This is a genomic window from Burkholderia sp. WAC0059 (assembly GCF_002870125.1).
GTDB lineage: Bacteria > Pseudomonadota > Gammaproteobacteria > Burkholderiales > Burkholderiaceae > Paraburkholderia.
On the sequence record NZ_PNEO01000004.1, the window covers coordinates 82,285 to 98,543 of the forward strand.

The following is a 16,259-nucleotide window of genomic DNA, read 5'->3' on the forward strand; positions in this document are numbered from 1 at the left end:
CGGACGGTCGTGGCCGCAGTCCCCTGTGATACAGTCCAACGTTAGTCCGCAACGCTACCACACCCCATCCGTCGCAGCATGTCCGAGCGAAACGATTCCTCCCGCCCGCCCACCGGACAACGTGCCAGTGCCGCTGCGAAGGATCATGCCGTATTGCGACATCTGCTGCGCGCCATTCTGGCCGCCGCGCTCGTGGCTTACTTCGTCGCGGCCGCGCTGTACTTCGGACTGCGTTACGCGGTTCTGCCCCACGTCGACGACTGGCGCCCCCGCATCGAAGCCCTCGTCTCGGACCGGCTGCACGCGCAGGTCCGCATCGGCAAACTGTCTCCCCGCTGGTCGGGCTTCCAGCCCGGCGTCGACATCGCGAACCTCACGATCCGCGACCCCGACGGCACGCTCGCGCTGAACGTCCCGCACGCGAGCGCGAGCATCGCCTGGCGCTCGCTCGTCGAATTCGCGCCGCTCCTCTCGAGCCTCGCCGTCGACCGGCCCGACGTGCTGATCGAGCGCGACGCCGGCGGCGCGCTGCGCATCGCGGGCGTGCCGGCGCCGGGCGACCACACGGGCAACCCGACCTTCACCACCTGGCTCATGCGCCAGCAGGCCATCGTGCTGCGCGGCGGCACGCTGCGCTGGCGCGACGCGACGCGCAGCGTGCCGGAGCTCGCGCTGCGCCACATTCGCCTCGCCATCCTCAACGACGGCGACACGCACCGCTTCGCGCTGCAAGCGCCGGCCGAAGGCACCGTGCTGCACGGACCGCTCGACTTCCGCGCGCGCTTTCGCGACGCGCGCCTCGCGCAGGCCGGCAATCCCGCCAACTGGAGCGGCGAGGCCTACCTCTCGACGGGCCCCGTCGATCTGCCGACGCTCGCGCGCTACGTCCGCCTGCCGATCACGACCTACGCGGGCCGCATCGACAACGCGATCTGGGTCGACTTCGCGGGCGGTCGCCTCACCTCGGCGAGCGGCCGGCTCGACGGCACCGACGTCGCGCTGCGCGTGCGGGCGACCCAGCCGCGCCTGAACCTGCCCGTCGCGCATTTCGACTGGCAGCTCCACGACCGCCCGGGCGACTACACGCTGCACCTCGCCCACCTGCGCGCGGAACTGAGCCAGCCCCCGCTCGAGGACGGCACGCCCGTCATCCGCACGCTCGCGCTCGCCACTCTCGATGCGCGCTTTCGCCAGCAGTCGGCCAGCGCGGGCCAGCTCTTCAGCGTGCGCGGCGACCGCATCGACCTCGGCCTGCTCGCCGAATTCATGCGGGCGCTGCCGCTGCCGGAGCGCGTGCAGGACGAACTCGTGCGCTTCGACCCGCGCGGGCTCGTCGCCAACTACGACATCGCGGTCGAGCGCGCCCGGCCGCCCGACGCCGGCCCGGCCGCCGCGCCCGCCAGCGCGTCGGACGTCGGGCCGATCATCCACTACCGCTTCAAGGCCGACCTGCAGGGCATCAGCGTGGCCGCGCAGGAGCCGCCGCCGGGGCTGACCCGGCTCAACCACCCGCACGCGGGCCTGCCCGGCTTCGAGAACCTCTGGGGCCGCATCGACGCCGACGAGACGCGCGGCACCCTCACGCTCGACACGGCCGACGCCGCCGTCACGTTGCCGGGGCTCTTCGACAATCCGCGTCTGACCTTCGACCGCCTGAACGGCGCGGCAAGCTGGACCGTGGCGCCGCAACCGTCGCCGGGCGAGCCGCACAAGGCGTTCCAGGTGAACGTCGCGCGGTTCGGCCTGCAAAACGCCGACCTCGACGCGACGCTCGCCGCCCACTACACGAACCCCGGCCACGGGCGCGGCGCGCTCGAGCTCACGGCCGACCTCGCGCGCGTCGCGCTGCACCGCATCCCCCATTACCTGCCCACGAGCGTCAACGAGAAGCTGCGGACCTTCCTCGGCCACGCGCTCGTCTCCGGCAACGCGACGGGCGCCACCGTCGAGGTGCGCGGCGACCTCGACCAGTTCCCCTACACGCGCGACCCGACGGCCGGTCGGTTTCGCGTCGTCGCGCCGTTCTCGGCCGGGCGCTTCGACCCGTCGCCGTACCCGCTGCACCGGCTGCGGGACGGCACGCCCGACGTATGGCCGGCGTTCGACGGCATCGACGGCGTGTTCCGCATCCGCGAGAACCTGCTGCGCTTCGACATCGCGCGAGCACGCTACCGCAACGTCGTGCTCGCGAACGTGAACGGCCGGATCGGCGACCTCGGCTCGCGCGCCTCCGACCTCGTCATCAGCGGCACGGGCCGAGGCCCGCTCGCCGACATGCTCGACTACACGAACCGCAGCACGCTCGCCGCTCTCTCGAACCATGCCGGCGAGAAAGTGCACGCGCAGGGCCCGGCCACGCTCGCGCTCACGCTCGCCATCTCGCGCGCGCTGCGGCCCGCGCCGATCGGCGTGAAGGGCGCGCTCGGCTTCCGGAACGATCAACTCGAGACGGGCGACCTGCCGCCCGTCTCGAACCTGACGGGCCAGGTCCGCTTCACGAACCGCAGCGCGCAGCTCGAGCGCGTCGCCGGCCGCTTTCTCGGCGGCGCGGTTCGCGCGACGGGCGGCCTGCGCGGCGCCGATTACGCGTTCAACGTCTCGGGCCAGGTCGCCGTCGACGCGGCGCGCGGGCTCAATCTGCACGGCCCGGTCGCCGCCGCGCTCGCGCGCATGAGCGGCAGCGCGCCTTACGCGTTCAGCCTGCGCGGCACGCACGGGCATCTGCCGGACATCACGGCCAGCTCGGACCTCACCGATCTCGCGCTCGACCTGCCCGCGCCGTTCGGCAAGGCGGCCGGCACGCCGATGCCGTTCAGCTTTTCGTTCACGCCGGGGCCGGCCGACGCGATGCAGACGGGGCCGAAAACGGAGCCGAAAACCGCCGGCCTGCAGCAGGCGAACCTGCGATTCGGCCCGCTCGCGGCCGCCTACGTGCTCAGCCACGTGCCGGGGCAGCCGCCGCAGGTGGTGCGCGGCGCGATCGGCCTGAACCGGCCGGCCGACCTGCCCGCCGACGGCGTCAGCGCCACGGCCGATCTGCCGGCGTTCGACGCGGACGCCTGGGCACAGGTGGTCCGGCAGTGGCGCGACAGCGCCCACGACGCCCCGGCCGGCGAGACGGCGGGTGCCGAAAGCGCTCGCCCGAGCCGGGCCGGTGCCGATGCGGCGGCGGCCGTGGCGGCGCCCGCCTCCGCGCCGTTCGTGCCGACGGGCGCCATCGCCCAGTATCTGCCGTCGCGCTTCGCGGTCCACGTCGGCACGCTGACGCTGCTCGAGCGCCACTGGGAAAATCTCGTGATCGGCGCGTCGCGCAGCGGCAACCAGTGGCAGGCCAACGTCGCGTCGAACCAGATGTCGGGACACCTCGACTGGCAGCCCGGCGCCGCGGCCGGCGCCCCCGGCACGCTGCGCGCGCGGCTCGCGCGCCTCGTCGTGCCGGCCGCGACGGACGACGATCTGCTGGGCCAGGCGATCTCGACGCCCGCGCAGAACATGCCGGCCATCGACCTCGTCGTGAACCAGCTCATCGTGCGGAACCACGATCTCGGCGAGCTGCACGTTAACGCGCACAACTTCGACGAAAACGGCGTGCCGGTCTGGCAGCTCGACACGCTCGACCTCGACAACCCGGCCGCCCGCCTGACAGCGACCGCCAACTGGCGCACCGGCACGCCATCCGCCGGCGCCGCAGCGGCGACCGGTGCGCCGCCGCGGCGCACCGCGCTCGACTTCCGGCTCGACATCCGCAACGCCGGCGCGCTGCTCGACCGCGCCGGCCTGCCGCGCACCGTCGCGGGCGGCGCCGGCGTGCTGTCGGGCAAGGTCGACTGGCGCGGCGGCCCGACCGCCATCGACTACCCGACGCTCGACGGCAACCTGAACCTCGACCTGCACCAGGGCCAGATCCTGAAGGTCGATCCCGGCGCCGCCAAGCTGCTCGGCGTGCTGAGCCTGCAGGGCCTCGCGCGCTTCGCGACCCTCAATTTCCGCAGCGTGCTCGGCAAGGGCCTGCCTTTCGCCAGCATGACGGGCAGCGCCCAGATCCGCGACGGCATCGGCAGCACCCACGACTTCCGGGTCGTCGCCTCGCCGGTTCGCGTCGACATGGCCGGCTCCGTCGACCTCGCGCGCGAAACCCAGGCCCTGCACGTGCACGTGACGCCGACCGTGAGGCCCGACGCCGCCGTGGTCGCCGCGGCGGCCATCAACCCGCTGCTCGGCCTCGGCGCGCTGGCGGCGGATTTCGCGCTGTCGCACTCCATCGCGGCGGCTTTCGCGTTCGACTACGCCATCACCGGATCGTGGTCGCAACCGCACGTCGAGCGACTGCGCGGCGATCAGGGTAAGATGGATGCGCAAACGCCGATGGCGGCGCGTTGAGCGAAGTCATCGGCCGCGCCGTTTTTCCGGGTTTTCCAGGGAACCGTTGATGAGCGAATTGCAGAGTCCCTCCACTCCGTTTCGCGTGGCCGCGCTGCAGATGGTCAGCGCCCCGGAACGCGAACGCAATCTGGCCGAGGCCGGACGCCTGATCGGCGAGGCCGCCGCGGCCGGCGCGCAGTTGGTGCTGCTGCCCGAATACTTCTGCTTCATGGGCATGAAGGACACCGACAAGCTCGCGATTCGGGAGCCGTATCGCGACGGCCCGATCCAGCGTTTTCTCGCCGATGCCGCGCGCGAGCACGGCGTCTGGGTGATCGGCGGCACGATGCCGCTCATGGTGCCGGGCCCGGCGCCCGAGCCGAATCGCGTGCTGAACACGACGCTCGTGTTCGATCCGCGGGGCAACGAGGTCGCGCGCTACGACAAGATTCACCTGTTCAGCTTCGAGAAGGGCACCGAATCGTTCGACGAGGCGCGCACGATCCGCCCCGGCGCCGAGGTGCGCACGTTCGACGCGCCGTTCGGCCGCGTCGGCCTCTCGGTCTGCTACGACCTGCGCTTTCCCGAGCTGTACCGCCGCCTGGGCGATTGCGCGCTGATCGTCGTGCCGTCGGCCTTCACGTACACGACGGGCCGGGCGCACTGGGAGACGCTGCTGCGGGCCCGCGCGATCGAAAACCAGTGCTACGTGCTCGCGGCCGCGCAGGGCGGCAAGCACGAGAACGGCCGCCGCACCTGGGGGCACAGCATGCTCGTCGATCCGTGGGGCGAAATCGTCGCCGTGCGCGACGAGGGCGCGGGCGTCGTGGCCGGCGAAATCGATCCGGCCCGCCTGGCCGACGTCCGCGCGAGCCTGCCCGCCTGGCGGCACCGCGTGCTCGACGGAACCGGCTGAACCGACCGGCCAACCCTGCCGCCCCTGAATTCCGGCCTTGATTAACGGCATCCCCGTCCGAATCTACGTCACGAACCTTTTCCTCTCGCCCGCATGAACATTATCGAACCCGGTATCCGCAACCTCGCCACCGCGAAGGACGCGCTCCTCACCCCCTACGGCCTCGACGAAACCGTGCTCACGCGCACGCTCGCCGAAATCTTCACGCATCGCGTCGACTACGCCGACCTCTACTTCCAGACCACGCGCAGCGAGGCCTGGAGCCTGGAGGAAGGCATCGTCAAGTCGGGCAGCTTCAGCATCGACCAGGGCGTCGGCGTGCGGGCGGTGTCGGGCGAGCGCACCGCGTTCGCCTACTCGGACGACCTCTCGCCCGAGGCGATCCGCGAGGCCGCGATCGCGACGCGCGCCATCGCGAAAGCCGGCGGCGGCAAGCACAAGGTCAAGGTGGCGTCGTCGCTCACGGGCGTGGCGGGGCGCGACCTGTACCTGCCGGCCGACCCGCTCAACTCGCTCGACGCGACCGCGAAGGTGAAACTGCTCGAACGCATCGAGCAGATGGCCCGCGGCCGCGACCCGCGCATCACCCAGGTGATGGCGGGCCTTGCCGGCGAATACGACATCGTGCTCGTCGCGCGCAGCGACGGCGCGCTCGCCGCCGACATCCGGCCGCTCGTGCGCCTGTCGCTGACGGTGATCGCCGAGCAGAACGGCCGCCGCGAAATCGGCAGCGGCGGCGGCGGCGGCCGCTTCGACTACCGCCACTTCACCGACGAGGTGCTCGCGAAGTACGTCGACGACGCGGTGCACTCGGCGCTCGTCAACCTCGACGCGCGGCCCGCGCCGGCCGGCTCGATGACGGTCGTGCTCGGCCCCGGCTGGCCCGGCGTGCTGCTGCACGAGGCGATCGGCCACGGGCTCGAGGGCGACTTCAACCGCAAGGGCTCCTCGGCGTTCGCGGGCCGCATCGGCGAGCGGGTGGCCGCGAAGGGCGTCACCGTCGTCGACGACGGCACGCTGCCGAACCGGCGCGGCTCGCTCAATATCGACGACGAGGGCAACCCGACGCAGTGCACGACGCTGATCGAGGACGGCATTCTGAAGGGCTACATCCAGGACTCGCTGAACGCCCGGCTGATGGGCATGCCGGTAACGGGCAACGCGCGCCGCGAATCGTACGCGTCGCTGCCGATGCCGCGCATGACCAACACCTACATGCTCAACGGCGACCGCGATCCGCAGGAAATCATCGCGTCGGTGAAGAACGGCCTCTACGCCGTGAACTTCGGCGGCGGCCAGGTCGACATCACGAACGGCAAATTCGTGTTCTCGGCCTCCGAGGCCTACATGATCGAGAACGGCAAAGTCACCTACCCCGTGAAGGGCGCGACGCTGGTCGGCAGCGGCCCGGAATCGCTCAAGTACGTGAGCATGATCGGCAACGACATGAAGCTCGACAGCGGCGTCGGCGTCTGCGGCAAGGAAGGCCAGAGCGTGCCCGTGGGCGTCGGCCAGCCGACGCTGCGCATCGACCGGATGACGGTCGGCGGCACGGTTTAGCCGCGCCGGAACGCGCCAAAAACGCCTGACTTGCGCATCGGGCGCCGAAAATACGCGGATTATCCGCATTTTCGGCCCCAATGACTTGCCAGCCGGGCACGATCGGGTTATAAAGCAAGTCAACCTCTTTCGACGAACGATAGCTCAGACCGTTTTTCGCCATGTCCGCCACCAAGTTTTACTTTTACTTTTTTTGGCATCTCAGGCCGCTGGCGGATCGAGAGGGTTGTTAGCACGCGCAAGACCCGGATACACGAAGAACCGCCAGCGAAGCCTGGCGGTTTTTTTTTGCCCCCTTTAACCGAACACCCTGCAACACACGCTACGAAAAGGATTGGGAGAAAACCATGCCCCCCCACAACACCGACGATGTCCGTATTCGCGAACTGAAGGAACTCGCGCCGCCCGCGCACCTGATCCGCGAGTTCCCGTGCTCCGAAGCCGTATCGGACCTGATCTACAACGCGCGCGCCGCGCTGCACCGCATCCTGCACGGCCAGGACGACCGGCTCGTCGTCGTGATCGGCCCCTGCTCGATCCACGACACGAAGGCCGCCGTCGACTATGCCCGCAAGCTCGTCGAGCAACGCCGGCGCTTCGCCGGCGAGCTCGAGATCGTGATGCGCGTGTACTTCGAAAAGCCGCGCACGACGGTGGGCTGGAAGGGCCTCATCAACGACCCGCACCTCGACAACAGCTTCCAGATCAACGACGGCCTGCGCACCGCGCGCGAGCTGCTCATGCACATCAACGAACTCGGCCTGCCCGCCGGCACCGAGTACCTCGACATGATCAGCCCGCAGTACATCGCGGACCTGATCTCGTGGGGAGCGATCGGCGCGCGCACGACCGAATCGCAGGTGCACCGCGAACTGGCCTCGGGGCTTTCGTGCCCGGTCGGCTTCAAAAACGGCACCGACGGCAACGTGAAGATCGCCATCGACGCGATCAAGGCCGCCTCGCAGCCGCATCATTTCCTGTCGGTCACGAAGGGCGGCTACTCGGCGATCGTCTCGACGGCCGGCAATGAGGACTGCCACGTGATCCTGCGCGGCGGCAAGGCGCCGAACTACGACACCCAGAGCGTGGGCGCGGCTTGCAGCGACCTCGAAAAGGGCGGCCTCGCGGCGCGCCTGATGATCGACGCGAGCCACGCCAACAGCTCGAAGAAGCACGAGAACCAGATTCCCGTCTGCGCCGACATCGGCCGGCAGGTCGCGGCCGGCGACGAGCGCATCGTCGGCGTGATGGTCGAATCGCATCTCGTGGCAGGTCGCCAGGACCTGAAGGAAGGCTGCGAGCTGACCTACGGCCAGAGCATCACCGACGCCTGCATCGGCTGGGACGACAGCATCGCCGTGCTCGAAGGGCTCGCCGAGGCAGTGAAGCAGCGCCGGCTCGCACGCGGCCGCGCGGACTGAGCGCGACGACGGCGAACGTCGTGAAAGCCCGGCCGCGCCCTTGCGCGCGGCCGGGCTTTTTTGCGTCCGGCGCAATCGCCCTGCCGTTTACCGCCGCGCGCGGCGCTCGTGCCGCCAGAGCACGTCGCCGACGCCTTCGGTCCGATTGAGCACCCGGGCCAGCACGAACAGCAGGTCCGAGAGCCGGTTCGCATAGCGGCGCGGCCCGTCGGCCGATGCGCCGAGCGCGACGATCGAGCGTTCGGCCCGCCGGCACACGGTCCGGCACACGTGCGCGAGCGCCGCCGCGCGCGAGCCGCCCGGCAGGACGAACTCCGCGAGCGGCGGCAAATCGGCGTTCCAGTCCGCCAGCCAGCCGTCGAGCCGCGCGAGATGCGCGTCGCCGATCAGCGCGTGGTCCGGCAGGCACAGTTCGCCGCCAAGGTCGAAGAGGTCGTGCTGGATGGCCGTCAACGCCGCTCGCGCGTCGTCGGGCAAGGCCTCGCAGAGCAACACGCCGATCTGCGAATTCAGCTCGTCGACGTCGCCGATCGCGGCGATGCGAGGGTCGTCCTTGCGCACGCGGCTGCCGTCGCCGAGCCCCGTCGTGCCGTCGTCGCCGGTGCGCGTCGTGATTTTGCCGAGTCGGTTACCCATGATGATGTCGCCCTCGTTCGTCCGGCCCATCGCGTGCCGCAATCCCGTGCGTAGAAACGAAACTATGGCGGCGCCCGACTTCATGCACCGCAGCAATGGCGGCGTATCGATCGGCGTAGAATAAAACGCACTCAAATCAGAATACGTCAATCAACGGAGACACCCGCGTGAACCATCCCGCCCCGCCGGCGTCCCTGCGCCGCCCCTTCCCCGCCGCACTGCTCGATCAACTGACCGCCGCGTTCGGCCCGCGCGTCTCGACGGCCGGCGCCGTGCGCGCCCATCACGGCCGCGACGAGTCCGCGTTCGATCCGCAACTGCCCGACGCCGTCGTCTTCGCGCGCTGCACCGAGGACGTCCAGACCGCCGTGCGCCTCTGCGCGCAGCACGACGTTCCCATCATCGCATACGGCAGCGGCTCGTCGCTCGAAGGACACCTGCTCGCGGTGCAGGGCGGCGTGAGCATCGACCTCTCGGAAATGAACCGGGTCCTGTCGATCGACGCCGAAGACCTCACCGTGACGGTCGAGCCCGGCCTCTCCCGCAAGGCGCTGAACGAAGCGCTGCGCGACACGGGCCTCTTTTTCCCGATCGATCCGGGCGCGGACGCGAGCATCGGCGGCATGGCCGCGACGCGCGCCTCGGGCACCAACGCCGTGCGCTACGGCACGATGCGCGAGAACGTGCTCGGCCTCACCGTCGTGCTGGCCGACGGCCGCGTCATCAAGACCGGCTCGCGCGCGCGCAAGTCGGCGGCCGGCTACGACCTCACGCGGCTCGTCGTCGGCTCGGAGGGCACGCTCGGCATCATCACCGGCGTCACGCTGCGGCTCTACCCGCTGCCCGAGGCCATCTCCGCCGCGGTCTGCACGTTCGGCTCAATGACCGAGGCCGTGCGCGCCGTCATCGAGACGATCCAGATCGGCGTGCCCGTCGCGCGCGTGGAGTTCATCGACCCGCTCGCGGTCCGCGCCATCAACCACCACTCGAACCTCGCGCTGCGCGAGGCGCCCACGCTCTTCTTCGAGTTCCACGGCACGGCCGCGGGCGTCGAGGAGCAGGCGCAGCTCGTACAGGAAATCGCCGCGCAGAACGGCGGCGAAGGCTTCGAATGGGCGACGCGTCCCGAGGACCGCAGCCGCCTCTGGAACGCGCGGCACAACGCCTACTTCGCGATGCTCCAGCTCAAGCCCGGCAGCCGCGCGCTGTCGACCGACGTCTGCGTGCCGATCTCGCGGCTCGCCGAATGCGTGGCCGGGACCGAGGAGGATCTGAAAACCTCGCCGCTGCCCTGCCCGATCGTCGGCCACGTCGGCGACGGCAACTTCCACGTCGCGATCCTCGTCGATCCCGCGAAGCCCGGCGAGATGGAGGAAGCCGAGCGCCTGAACCATCGCATCGTGCGCCGCGCGCTCGCGATGGACGGCACCTGTACGGGCGAGCACGGCATCGGCCTGCACAAGATCGACTTCCTCGTCGAGGAGCAGGGCGCCGATACGGTCGACACGATGCGCTCGATCAAGCACGCGCTCGATCCGCGCAATCTGATGAATCCGGGCAAGATTTTTTCCTGGGGCGCCTGAACCGTTACGTGGCAGGCAATCCCCGCGCAAGCCGGACGAAAACAGAACGCCGGGCGGAGGAGACATGAACGAAACGGCCGACCTGTCAGCCCGTCAGCGCGAAGTCGTGCAGGCCCTGCAGGCCGCGCTGCCCGCGCATTGCCTGCTCTACCGCGAGGAGGACACCGTCGCCTACGAATGCGACGGGCTCACCGCCTGGCGGCGTCTGCCGCTCGCCGTCGTCCTGCCCGAAACCGAGGCCCAGGTGCTGCGCATCGTGCAGATCTGCCGGCGGCTCGCGGTACCCGTGGTGCCGCGCGGCGCCGGCACGGGCCTCTCCGGCGGCGCCCTGCCGATTCGCGAAGGCATCGTCGTCTCGCTGGCCCGCCTGCGCACTATCGTCGAGGTGGACCCCTACGCGCGCACGGCCACGGTGCAGCCCGGCGTGCGTAATCTCGCGGTCTCCGAGGCCGCCGCGCCCTACGGGCTCTACTACGCGCCCGATCCTTCGTCGCAGATCGCCTGCACGATCGGCGGCAACGTCTCGGAGAATTCGGGCGGCGTCCACTGCCTCAAGTACGGGCTGACGGTCCACAACGTGCTGCGCGTGCGCGCGGTGACGATGGACGGCGAGATCGTCGAGTTCGGCTCGCTCGCGCCCGATGCGCCGGGGCTCGACCTGCTCGCCGTGACGATCGGCAGCGAAGGCATGTTCGCGCTCGTGACGGAGGTGACGGTCAGGCTGATTCCGCGTCCGCAGACGGCGCGGGTCGTCATGGCCAGCTTCGACGACGTCGTGAAGGGCGGCGAGGCCGTCGCCGGCATCATCGCGGCCGGCATCGTTCCGGCGGGCCTCGAAATGATGGACAAGCCGGCCGTGCGCGCCGTCGAGGACTTCGTCCACGTGGGCTACGACCTCGACGCGGCCGCGATCCTGCTGTGCGAAGCCGACGGCACGCCCGAGGAAGTCGCCGACGAAATCGCGCGCACGACGGCCGTGCTGCGCGAGCGCGGCGCGACGCGCATCCAGGTCTCGCGCAGCGAGGCCGAACGGCTCGAATTCTGGTCGGGCCGCAAGAATGCCTTTCCGGCGGCGGGCCGCCTGTCCCCCGACTACTACTGCATGGACGGCACCGTGCCCCGCCGCAGCATCGGGCCGCTGCTCGCGTGCATCCACGACATGGAGGAAAAGTACGGACTGCGTTGCATCAACGTGTTCCATGCCGGCGACGGCAACATGCACCCGCTCATCCTGTTCGACGGCGCCGATCCCGACGAATGGCGCCGCGCCGAGGCGTTCGGCGCCGACATCCTCGAAACCTGCGTCGAGCTGGGCGGCACGGTGACGGGCGAGCACGGCGTCGGCATCGAGAAGATCAATTCGATGTGCGTGCAATTCTCGCCCGAGGAGAGCGACGCGTTTCACGCGGTCAAGTGCGCGTTCGACCCGGCCGGCCTGCTCAATCCCGACAAGGGCATCCCCACGCGTGCGCGCTGCGCCGAGTACGGCCGCCTGCACGTGCGCGGCAACCGGCTGCCGCATCCCGAACTGCCGCGGTTCTAGCGGCGAAGCCGTCTCGTTCCCAGCCGCAACCGGCCTCAAGACCTCGCCGGAACGCCCACGCGCGGGTCGACCCGCACGCTCACCGGGTCATTCCCTTACGGGTCGGCGCCGGTTGCGGGCGCGAACGCGGCCGATACAATCGAAAAGAACGACAACGAATACGAGACCATGGAAGAGGACGACATCGTCGCCGTCTGGTCCGGGCGCGTCCGCTCGGCCAGCGCCGGGGGCAGGCCGCTGCGCCTGCGCGGCGGCGGCACGAAGGACTGGTATGGTGAGCAGACCGAAGGAGAAACGCTGGACACGCGCGCCTGGCACGGCATCGTTTCCTACGATCCGGCCGAGCTCGTCGTCACCGCGCGCGCGGGCACGCCGCTTGTCGAAGTCGAGGCGGCACTCGCCGAATGCCGGCAGATGCTTGCATTCGAGCCGCCGCATTTCGGCGCGGACGCGACGTTCGGCGGCTGCATTGCCGCCGGCCTCGCCGGACCGCGCCGGGCCAGCGCCGGCGCGCCGCGCGATTTCGTGCTCGGCGCGGTCGTCATGAACGGTCGCGGTGAGGTGCTGCGCTTCGGCGGCCAGGTCGTGAAGAACGTCGCCGGCTACGACGTGTCGCGCCTGCTGGCCGGCTCGCTCGGCACGCTCGGGCTCATCCTCGAACTCTCGGTCAGGGTGCTGCCGCGCCCGCAGACCGAAACCACGCTCCAGTTCGACACGAACGCGACGGACGCGGTGCGCCGGCTCAACGAATGGGGCGGGCGCCCCCTGCCGATCGCCGCGAGCGCCTGGCGCGACGGCACGCTGGCCGTGCGTCTCGAAGGCGCGGAAACGGCGGTCAAGGCGGCGCGCCTCGCACTCGGCGGCGAGGCCGTCGACGCGGTGGACGCCGCGCGCTTCTGGGTCGCGCTACGCGAGCAGACCGACCCGTTCTTCGCCTCGGTCGGGCCCGGCGAGGCGCTGTGGCGGCTCGCGCTGCCGTCCGTCGCCGAGCCGCTGCACCTGCCCGGCGCGCAACTGATGGAATGGGGCGGCGCGCAGCGCTGGTGGATCACCGACGCCAACGCGCAGACCGTGCGCGCGAGCGCAAACCAGGTAGGCGGCCACGCGACGCGATTCCGCGCCGGCATGCACTACGACCGCGGCGACGGCGTGTTCGCCCCGCTGCCCGCGCCGCTCATGAAAATCCATCGCGGCCTGAAAGCCGCCTTCGATCCGGCCCGTATCTTCAATCGCGGCCGCCTGTATCCCGACTTCTGAGCGGCGCGATGCAAACCCATCTCGCGGACTTCATCCGCCACACGCCCGACGGCGACGAGGCCGACGCGATCCTGCGCCGCTGCGTGCATTGCGGCTTCTGCACGGCGACCTGCCCGACCTATCAACTGCTCGGCGACGAGCTCGACGGACCGCGCGGGCGCATCTACCTGATCAAGCGGATGGCGGAGGGCGCGCCGCCCACGCGCAGCACGCTCACGCATCTCGACCGCTGCCTCACCTGCCGCGGCTGCGAAACCACCTGTCCGTCGGGCGTCCAGTTCGGACGGCTCGCCGAGATCGGCCGCAAGCTGGCCGAGGAACGGGTCGAGCGCCCGCTGCGCCAGCGCCTCGCGCGCCGTCTGCTTTCCGGCTTTCTGCCGCGCAGCACCGTCTTCTCGGCGGCCATGCGCGTGGGCCGGCAGGTGCGGCCGCTGCTGCCGCGCACGCTGCGCGACAAGATACCGGTGCTCGCGCCGCCGCTCGCCTGGCCCCGCGCACGGCATGCGCGCAGGATGCTGCTGCTCGCCGGCTGCGTGCAGCCCGCGATGATGCCCAACGTCAACACGGCGACGGCGCGCGTGCTCGACGCGCTCGGCATCGAAACCGTCGTCGCGCCGCGGGCCGGCTGCTGCGGCGCGATCCGGCTGCATCTCGGCTACGTCGACGACGCGCTCGACGACGCGCGCGCCAACGTCGACGCCTGGTGGCCCTACGTCGAGGACGGCGTCGAGGCGATCGTCATGAACGCGTCGGGATGCGGCGCGACGGTCAAGTCGTACGCGCACCTGCTGCGCAACGATCCGGCCTACGCGAAGCGGGCGCAGCGCATCGTCGGACTCACGCGCGACCTCGGTGAAATCCTGCCCGCGTTCGAGAACGCGCTGATCGACGCGACGCGGCCGCGCGACGTGCATGCCGTCGCCTACCATCCGCCCTGCACGCTGCAGCACGGCCAGCAATTGCGCGGCGGCGTCGAGCGCGTGCTCGGCGCGCTCGACATCGACGTGCGTCTGCCGGCCGACAGCCATCTGTGCTGCGGGTCGGCCGGCACCTACTCGCTGCTGCAGCCGAAGCTCTCGTACGCGCTGCGCGACCAGAAGCTGGGCCGTCTGCGCGCGCTGGAACCGCAGATGATCGTCTCGGCCAACGTCGGCTGCATCGCGCATCTGCAAAGCGGCACGACGCTGCCGGTCGTCCACTGGATCGAGCTCGTCGAGCACCTGCTGACGACGGCGTGAACAACAGCATGAACTCCGGCCCGTCACGAACGGTTCCGTATAATTGGCGCGACGCATTCAACCCGCCCGCCCTGCCCGAACGCTCCCGGACACGCCACCGTCCCCACGCCCGATGACCACCGATCTCGCCCACAACCTCGACGCCACGCACCGGCGCATCGCAGAGGCGGCCCGCGCGGCCGGCCGCGATCCCCGCTCGATCGCACTGCTCGCCGTCTCCAAGACGTTTCTCGCCGAAGACGTGCGCGCGGCCCACGCGGCCGGCCAGCGCGCGTTCGGCGAGAATTACGTGCAGGAGGCGATCGCGAAGATCGAGGCGCTCGCGGACCTGCGCGCCGGCCTCGAATGGCACTTCATCGGACCGCTGCAATCGAACAAGACGCGGCCCGTCGCCGAGCATTTCGACTGGGTCCATTCCGTCGACCGGCTCAAGATCGCGCAGCGCCTCGCCGAGCAGCGGCCGGCCGGGCTGCCGCCGCTCAACGTCTGCCTGCAGGTGAACGTGAGCGGCGAGGCATCGAAGAGCGGCGTCGAGCCGGCCGAGGCCGCACACGTGGCGCATGAAATCGCGGCCCTGCCGCAATTGCGGCTGCGCGGGCTCATGTCGATCCCGGAGCCGGCCGCCGGGCTCGATGCGCAACGCGCGCCGCACCGTCGACTGCGCGAACTCTTCGACGCGCTGCGCGCCGACGGACTCGCGCTCGACACGCTCTCGATGGGCATGTCCGCCGATCTCGAGGCGGCCGTGCTCGAAGGCGCCACGGTCGTGCGGATCGGCACCGCCATCTTCGGCGCGCGCGATTACGGCCACGCGTCCCGTTAGTCATCAACCCGCGCGGCCGCGCCGAAGGCAGCCGCGCCCTTTTCGTCACGCATCCCATCATGAAAATCGCCTTCATCGGCGGCGGCAACATGGCCTCCGCACTCATCGGCGGGCTGATCCGGCAGGGCGTCGCCGCCTCGGACCTGTACGCGATCGATCCCGACGAAGCCGCGCGCGCGCGCAGCGCGCAGCAGTTCGGCATCGGCACCGGCGCGTCGGCCGACGCGGCGCTCGCCGCCTACGACGCCGTCGTGCTCGCGGTGAAGCCGCAGGTCGTGAAGACGGTGGCGCAGGCGCTCTCGCCGTGGCTCTCGTCGCGCCAGCTCGTCATCAGCATCGTGGCCGGCATCCGCAGCGCCGACCTCTCGCGCTGGCTCGGCGGCCACGCGCGCATCGTGCGCACGATGCCGAACACGCCCGCGCTGATCGGCATGGGCGCGACGGGCCTCGCGGCGGGCGGCGGCGTCGACGAGGCCGACCGCGCGCTGGCCTCGTCGGTGCTCGGCGCCGTGGGCCAGACCGTCTGGGTCGACGACGAGGCGAAGATCGACGCCGTCACGGCGATCTCGGGCAGCGGGCCGGCCTACGTGTTCTATTTCATCGAGGCGCTGGAAGAGGCGGCCCGCCGCCTCGGCATGGACGCGGCACAGGGCCGCGCGCTCGCCGCCGCGACGTTCGCAGGCGCGGCGCAGCTCGCGCTGCAGTCGGACGAACCGCCTTCGGTGCTGCGCGAGCGCGTGACGTCGAAGGGCGGCACCACGGCCGCGGCGCTCGCGTCGTTCGACGCGTCGGGCATCAAGGAAGCGATCGTGCGCGGCGCGCTGGCCGCCGACGCGCGCGCGAAGGACATGGGCGAGGAATTCGGGCGGCAGTAATCGGGCCGCGCCGCCCGGCGCGCATTCGATGAAAGCGCCACCGAC

11 protein-coding genes are annotated in these 16,259 nt (G+C 70.7%); 10 read left to right on the plus strand and 1 reads right to left on the minus strand.

Features of this window, described 5'->3' with window-relative positions:
• The first annotated feature begins 78 nt into the window (after window positions 1–78).
• From CY652_RS05565 to aroG, 4 genes are all read left to right on the plus strand, one after another.
• Entirely contained in the window at window positions 79–4,380 is a 4,302-nt protein-coding gene (locus tag CY652_RS05565; protein WP_102129707.1) for a YhdP family phospholipid transporter, read from the plus strand.
• A gap of 49 nt (window positions 4,381–4,429) precedes the next feature.
• Complete coding sequence (locus CY652_RS05570; RefSeq protein WP_102129708.1) at window positions 4,430–5,278, plus strand: carbon-nitrogen hydrolase family protein; 849 nt, start codon at window positions 4,430–4,432, stop codon at window positions 5,276–5,278.
• Window positions 5,279–5,371: 93 nt separating this feature from the next.
• The gene (tldD, locus tag CY652_RS05575) at window positions 5,372–6,838 is read left to right on the plus strand and encodes a metalloprotease TldD (RefSeq protein WP_102129709.1); all 1,467 of its coding nucleotides are present in this window, start codon (window positions 5,372–5,374) and stop codon (window positions 6,836–6,838) included.
• A 347-nt stretch (window positions 6,839–7,185) separates the two neighbouring features.
• Complete coding sequence (gene aroG / locus CY652_RS05580; protein ID WP_102129710.1) at window positions 7,186–8,259, plus strand: 3-deoxy-7-phosphoheptulonate synthase AroG; 1,074 nt, start codon at window positions 7,186–7,188, stop codon at window positions 8,257–8,259.
• Between the two features lie 87 nt (window positions 8,260–8,346).
• On the opposite strand, the gene CY652_RS05585 is transcribed toward aroG, so the two are convergent.
• The gene (locus tag CY652_RS05585; protein ID WP_102129915.1) at window positions 8,347–8,895 is read right to left on the minus strand and encodes a cob(I)yrinic acid a,c-diamide adenosyltransferase; all 549 of its coding nucleotides are present in this window, start codon (window positions 8,893–8,895) and stop codon (window positions 8,347–8,349) included.
• A gap of 167 nt (window positions 8,896–9,062) precedes the next feature.
• Here CY652_RS05585 and CY652_RS05590 point away from each other — a divergent pair, with 167 nt between their 5' ends.
• The 6 genes from CY652_RS05590 to proC all read left to right on the plus strand — a co-directional run bounded on the left by CY652_RS05590 (window position 9,063) and on the right by proC (window position 16,214).
• Window positions 9,063–10,478, plus strand: coding sequence for an FAD-linked oxidase C-terminal domain-containing protein (locus CY652_RS05590; protein ID WP_102129711.1), 1,416 nt, complete (start codon window positions 9,063–9,065; stop codon window positions 10,476–10,478).
• Between the two features lie 64 nt (window positions 10,479–10,542).
• Window positions 10,543–12,021: an FAD-linked oxidase C-terminal domain-containing protein gene (locus tag CY652_RS05595; protein ID WP_102129712.1), complete on the plus strand. Its 1,479-nt coding sequence runs from the start codon at window positions 10,543–10,545 to the stop codon at window positions 12,019–12,021.
• A 168-nt stretch (window positions 12,022–12,189) separates the two neighbouring features.
• Entirely contained in the window at window positions 12,190–13,278 is a 1,089-nt protein-coding gene (gene glcE, locus CY652_RS05600) for a glycolate oxidase subunit GlcE (protein ID WP_102129713.1), read from the plus strand.
• An 8-nt stretch (window positions 13,279–13,286) separates the two neighbouring features.
• Window positions 13,287–14,516 carry a glycolate oxidase subunit GlcF gene (glcF, locus tag CY652_RS05605; RefSeq protein WP_102129714.1) on the plus strand — a complete coding sequence of 410 codons (1,230 nt, stop codon included), beginning with the start codon at window positions 13,287–13,289 and terminating at the stop codon, window positions 14,514–14,516.
• A 112-nt stretch (window positions 14,517–14,628) separates the two neighbouring features.
• On the plus strand, window positions 14,629–15,339 hold the full coding sequence (locus CY652_RS05610; RefSeq protein WP_102129715.1) for a YggS family pyridoxal phosphate-dependent enzyme: 711 nt from the start codon (window positions 14,629–14,631) through the stop codon (window positions 15,337–15,339).
• A gap of 59 nt (window positions 15,340–15,398) precedes the next feature.
• Entirely contained in the window at window positions 15,399–16,214 is an 816-nt protein-coding gene (proC, locus tag CY652_RS05615) for a pyrroline-5-carboxylate reductase (RefSeq protein ID WP_102129716.1), read from the plus strand.
• Window positions 16,215–16,259 lie beyond the last annotated feature (45 nt).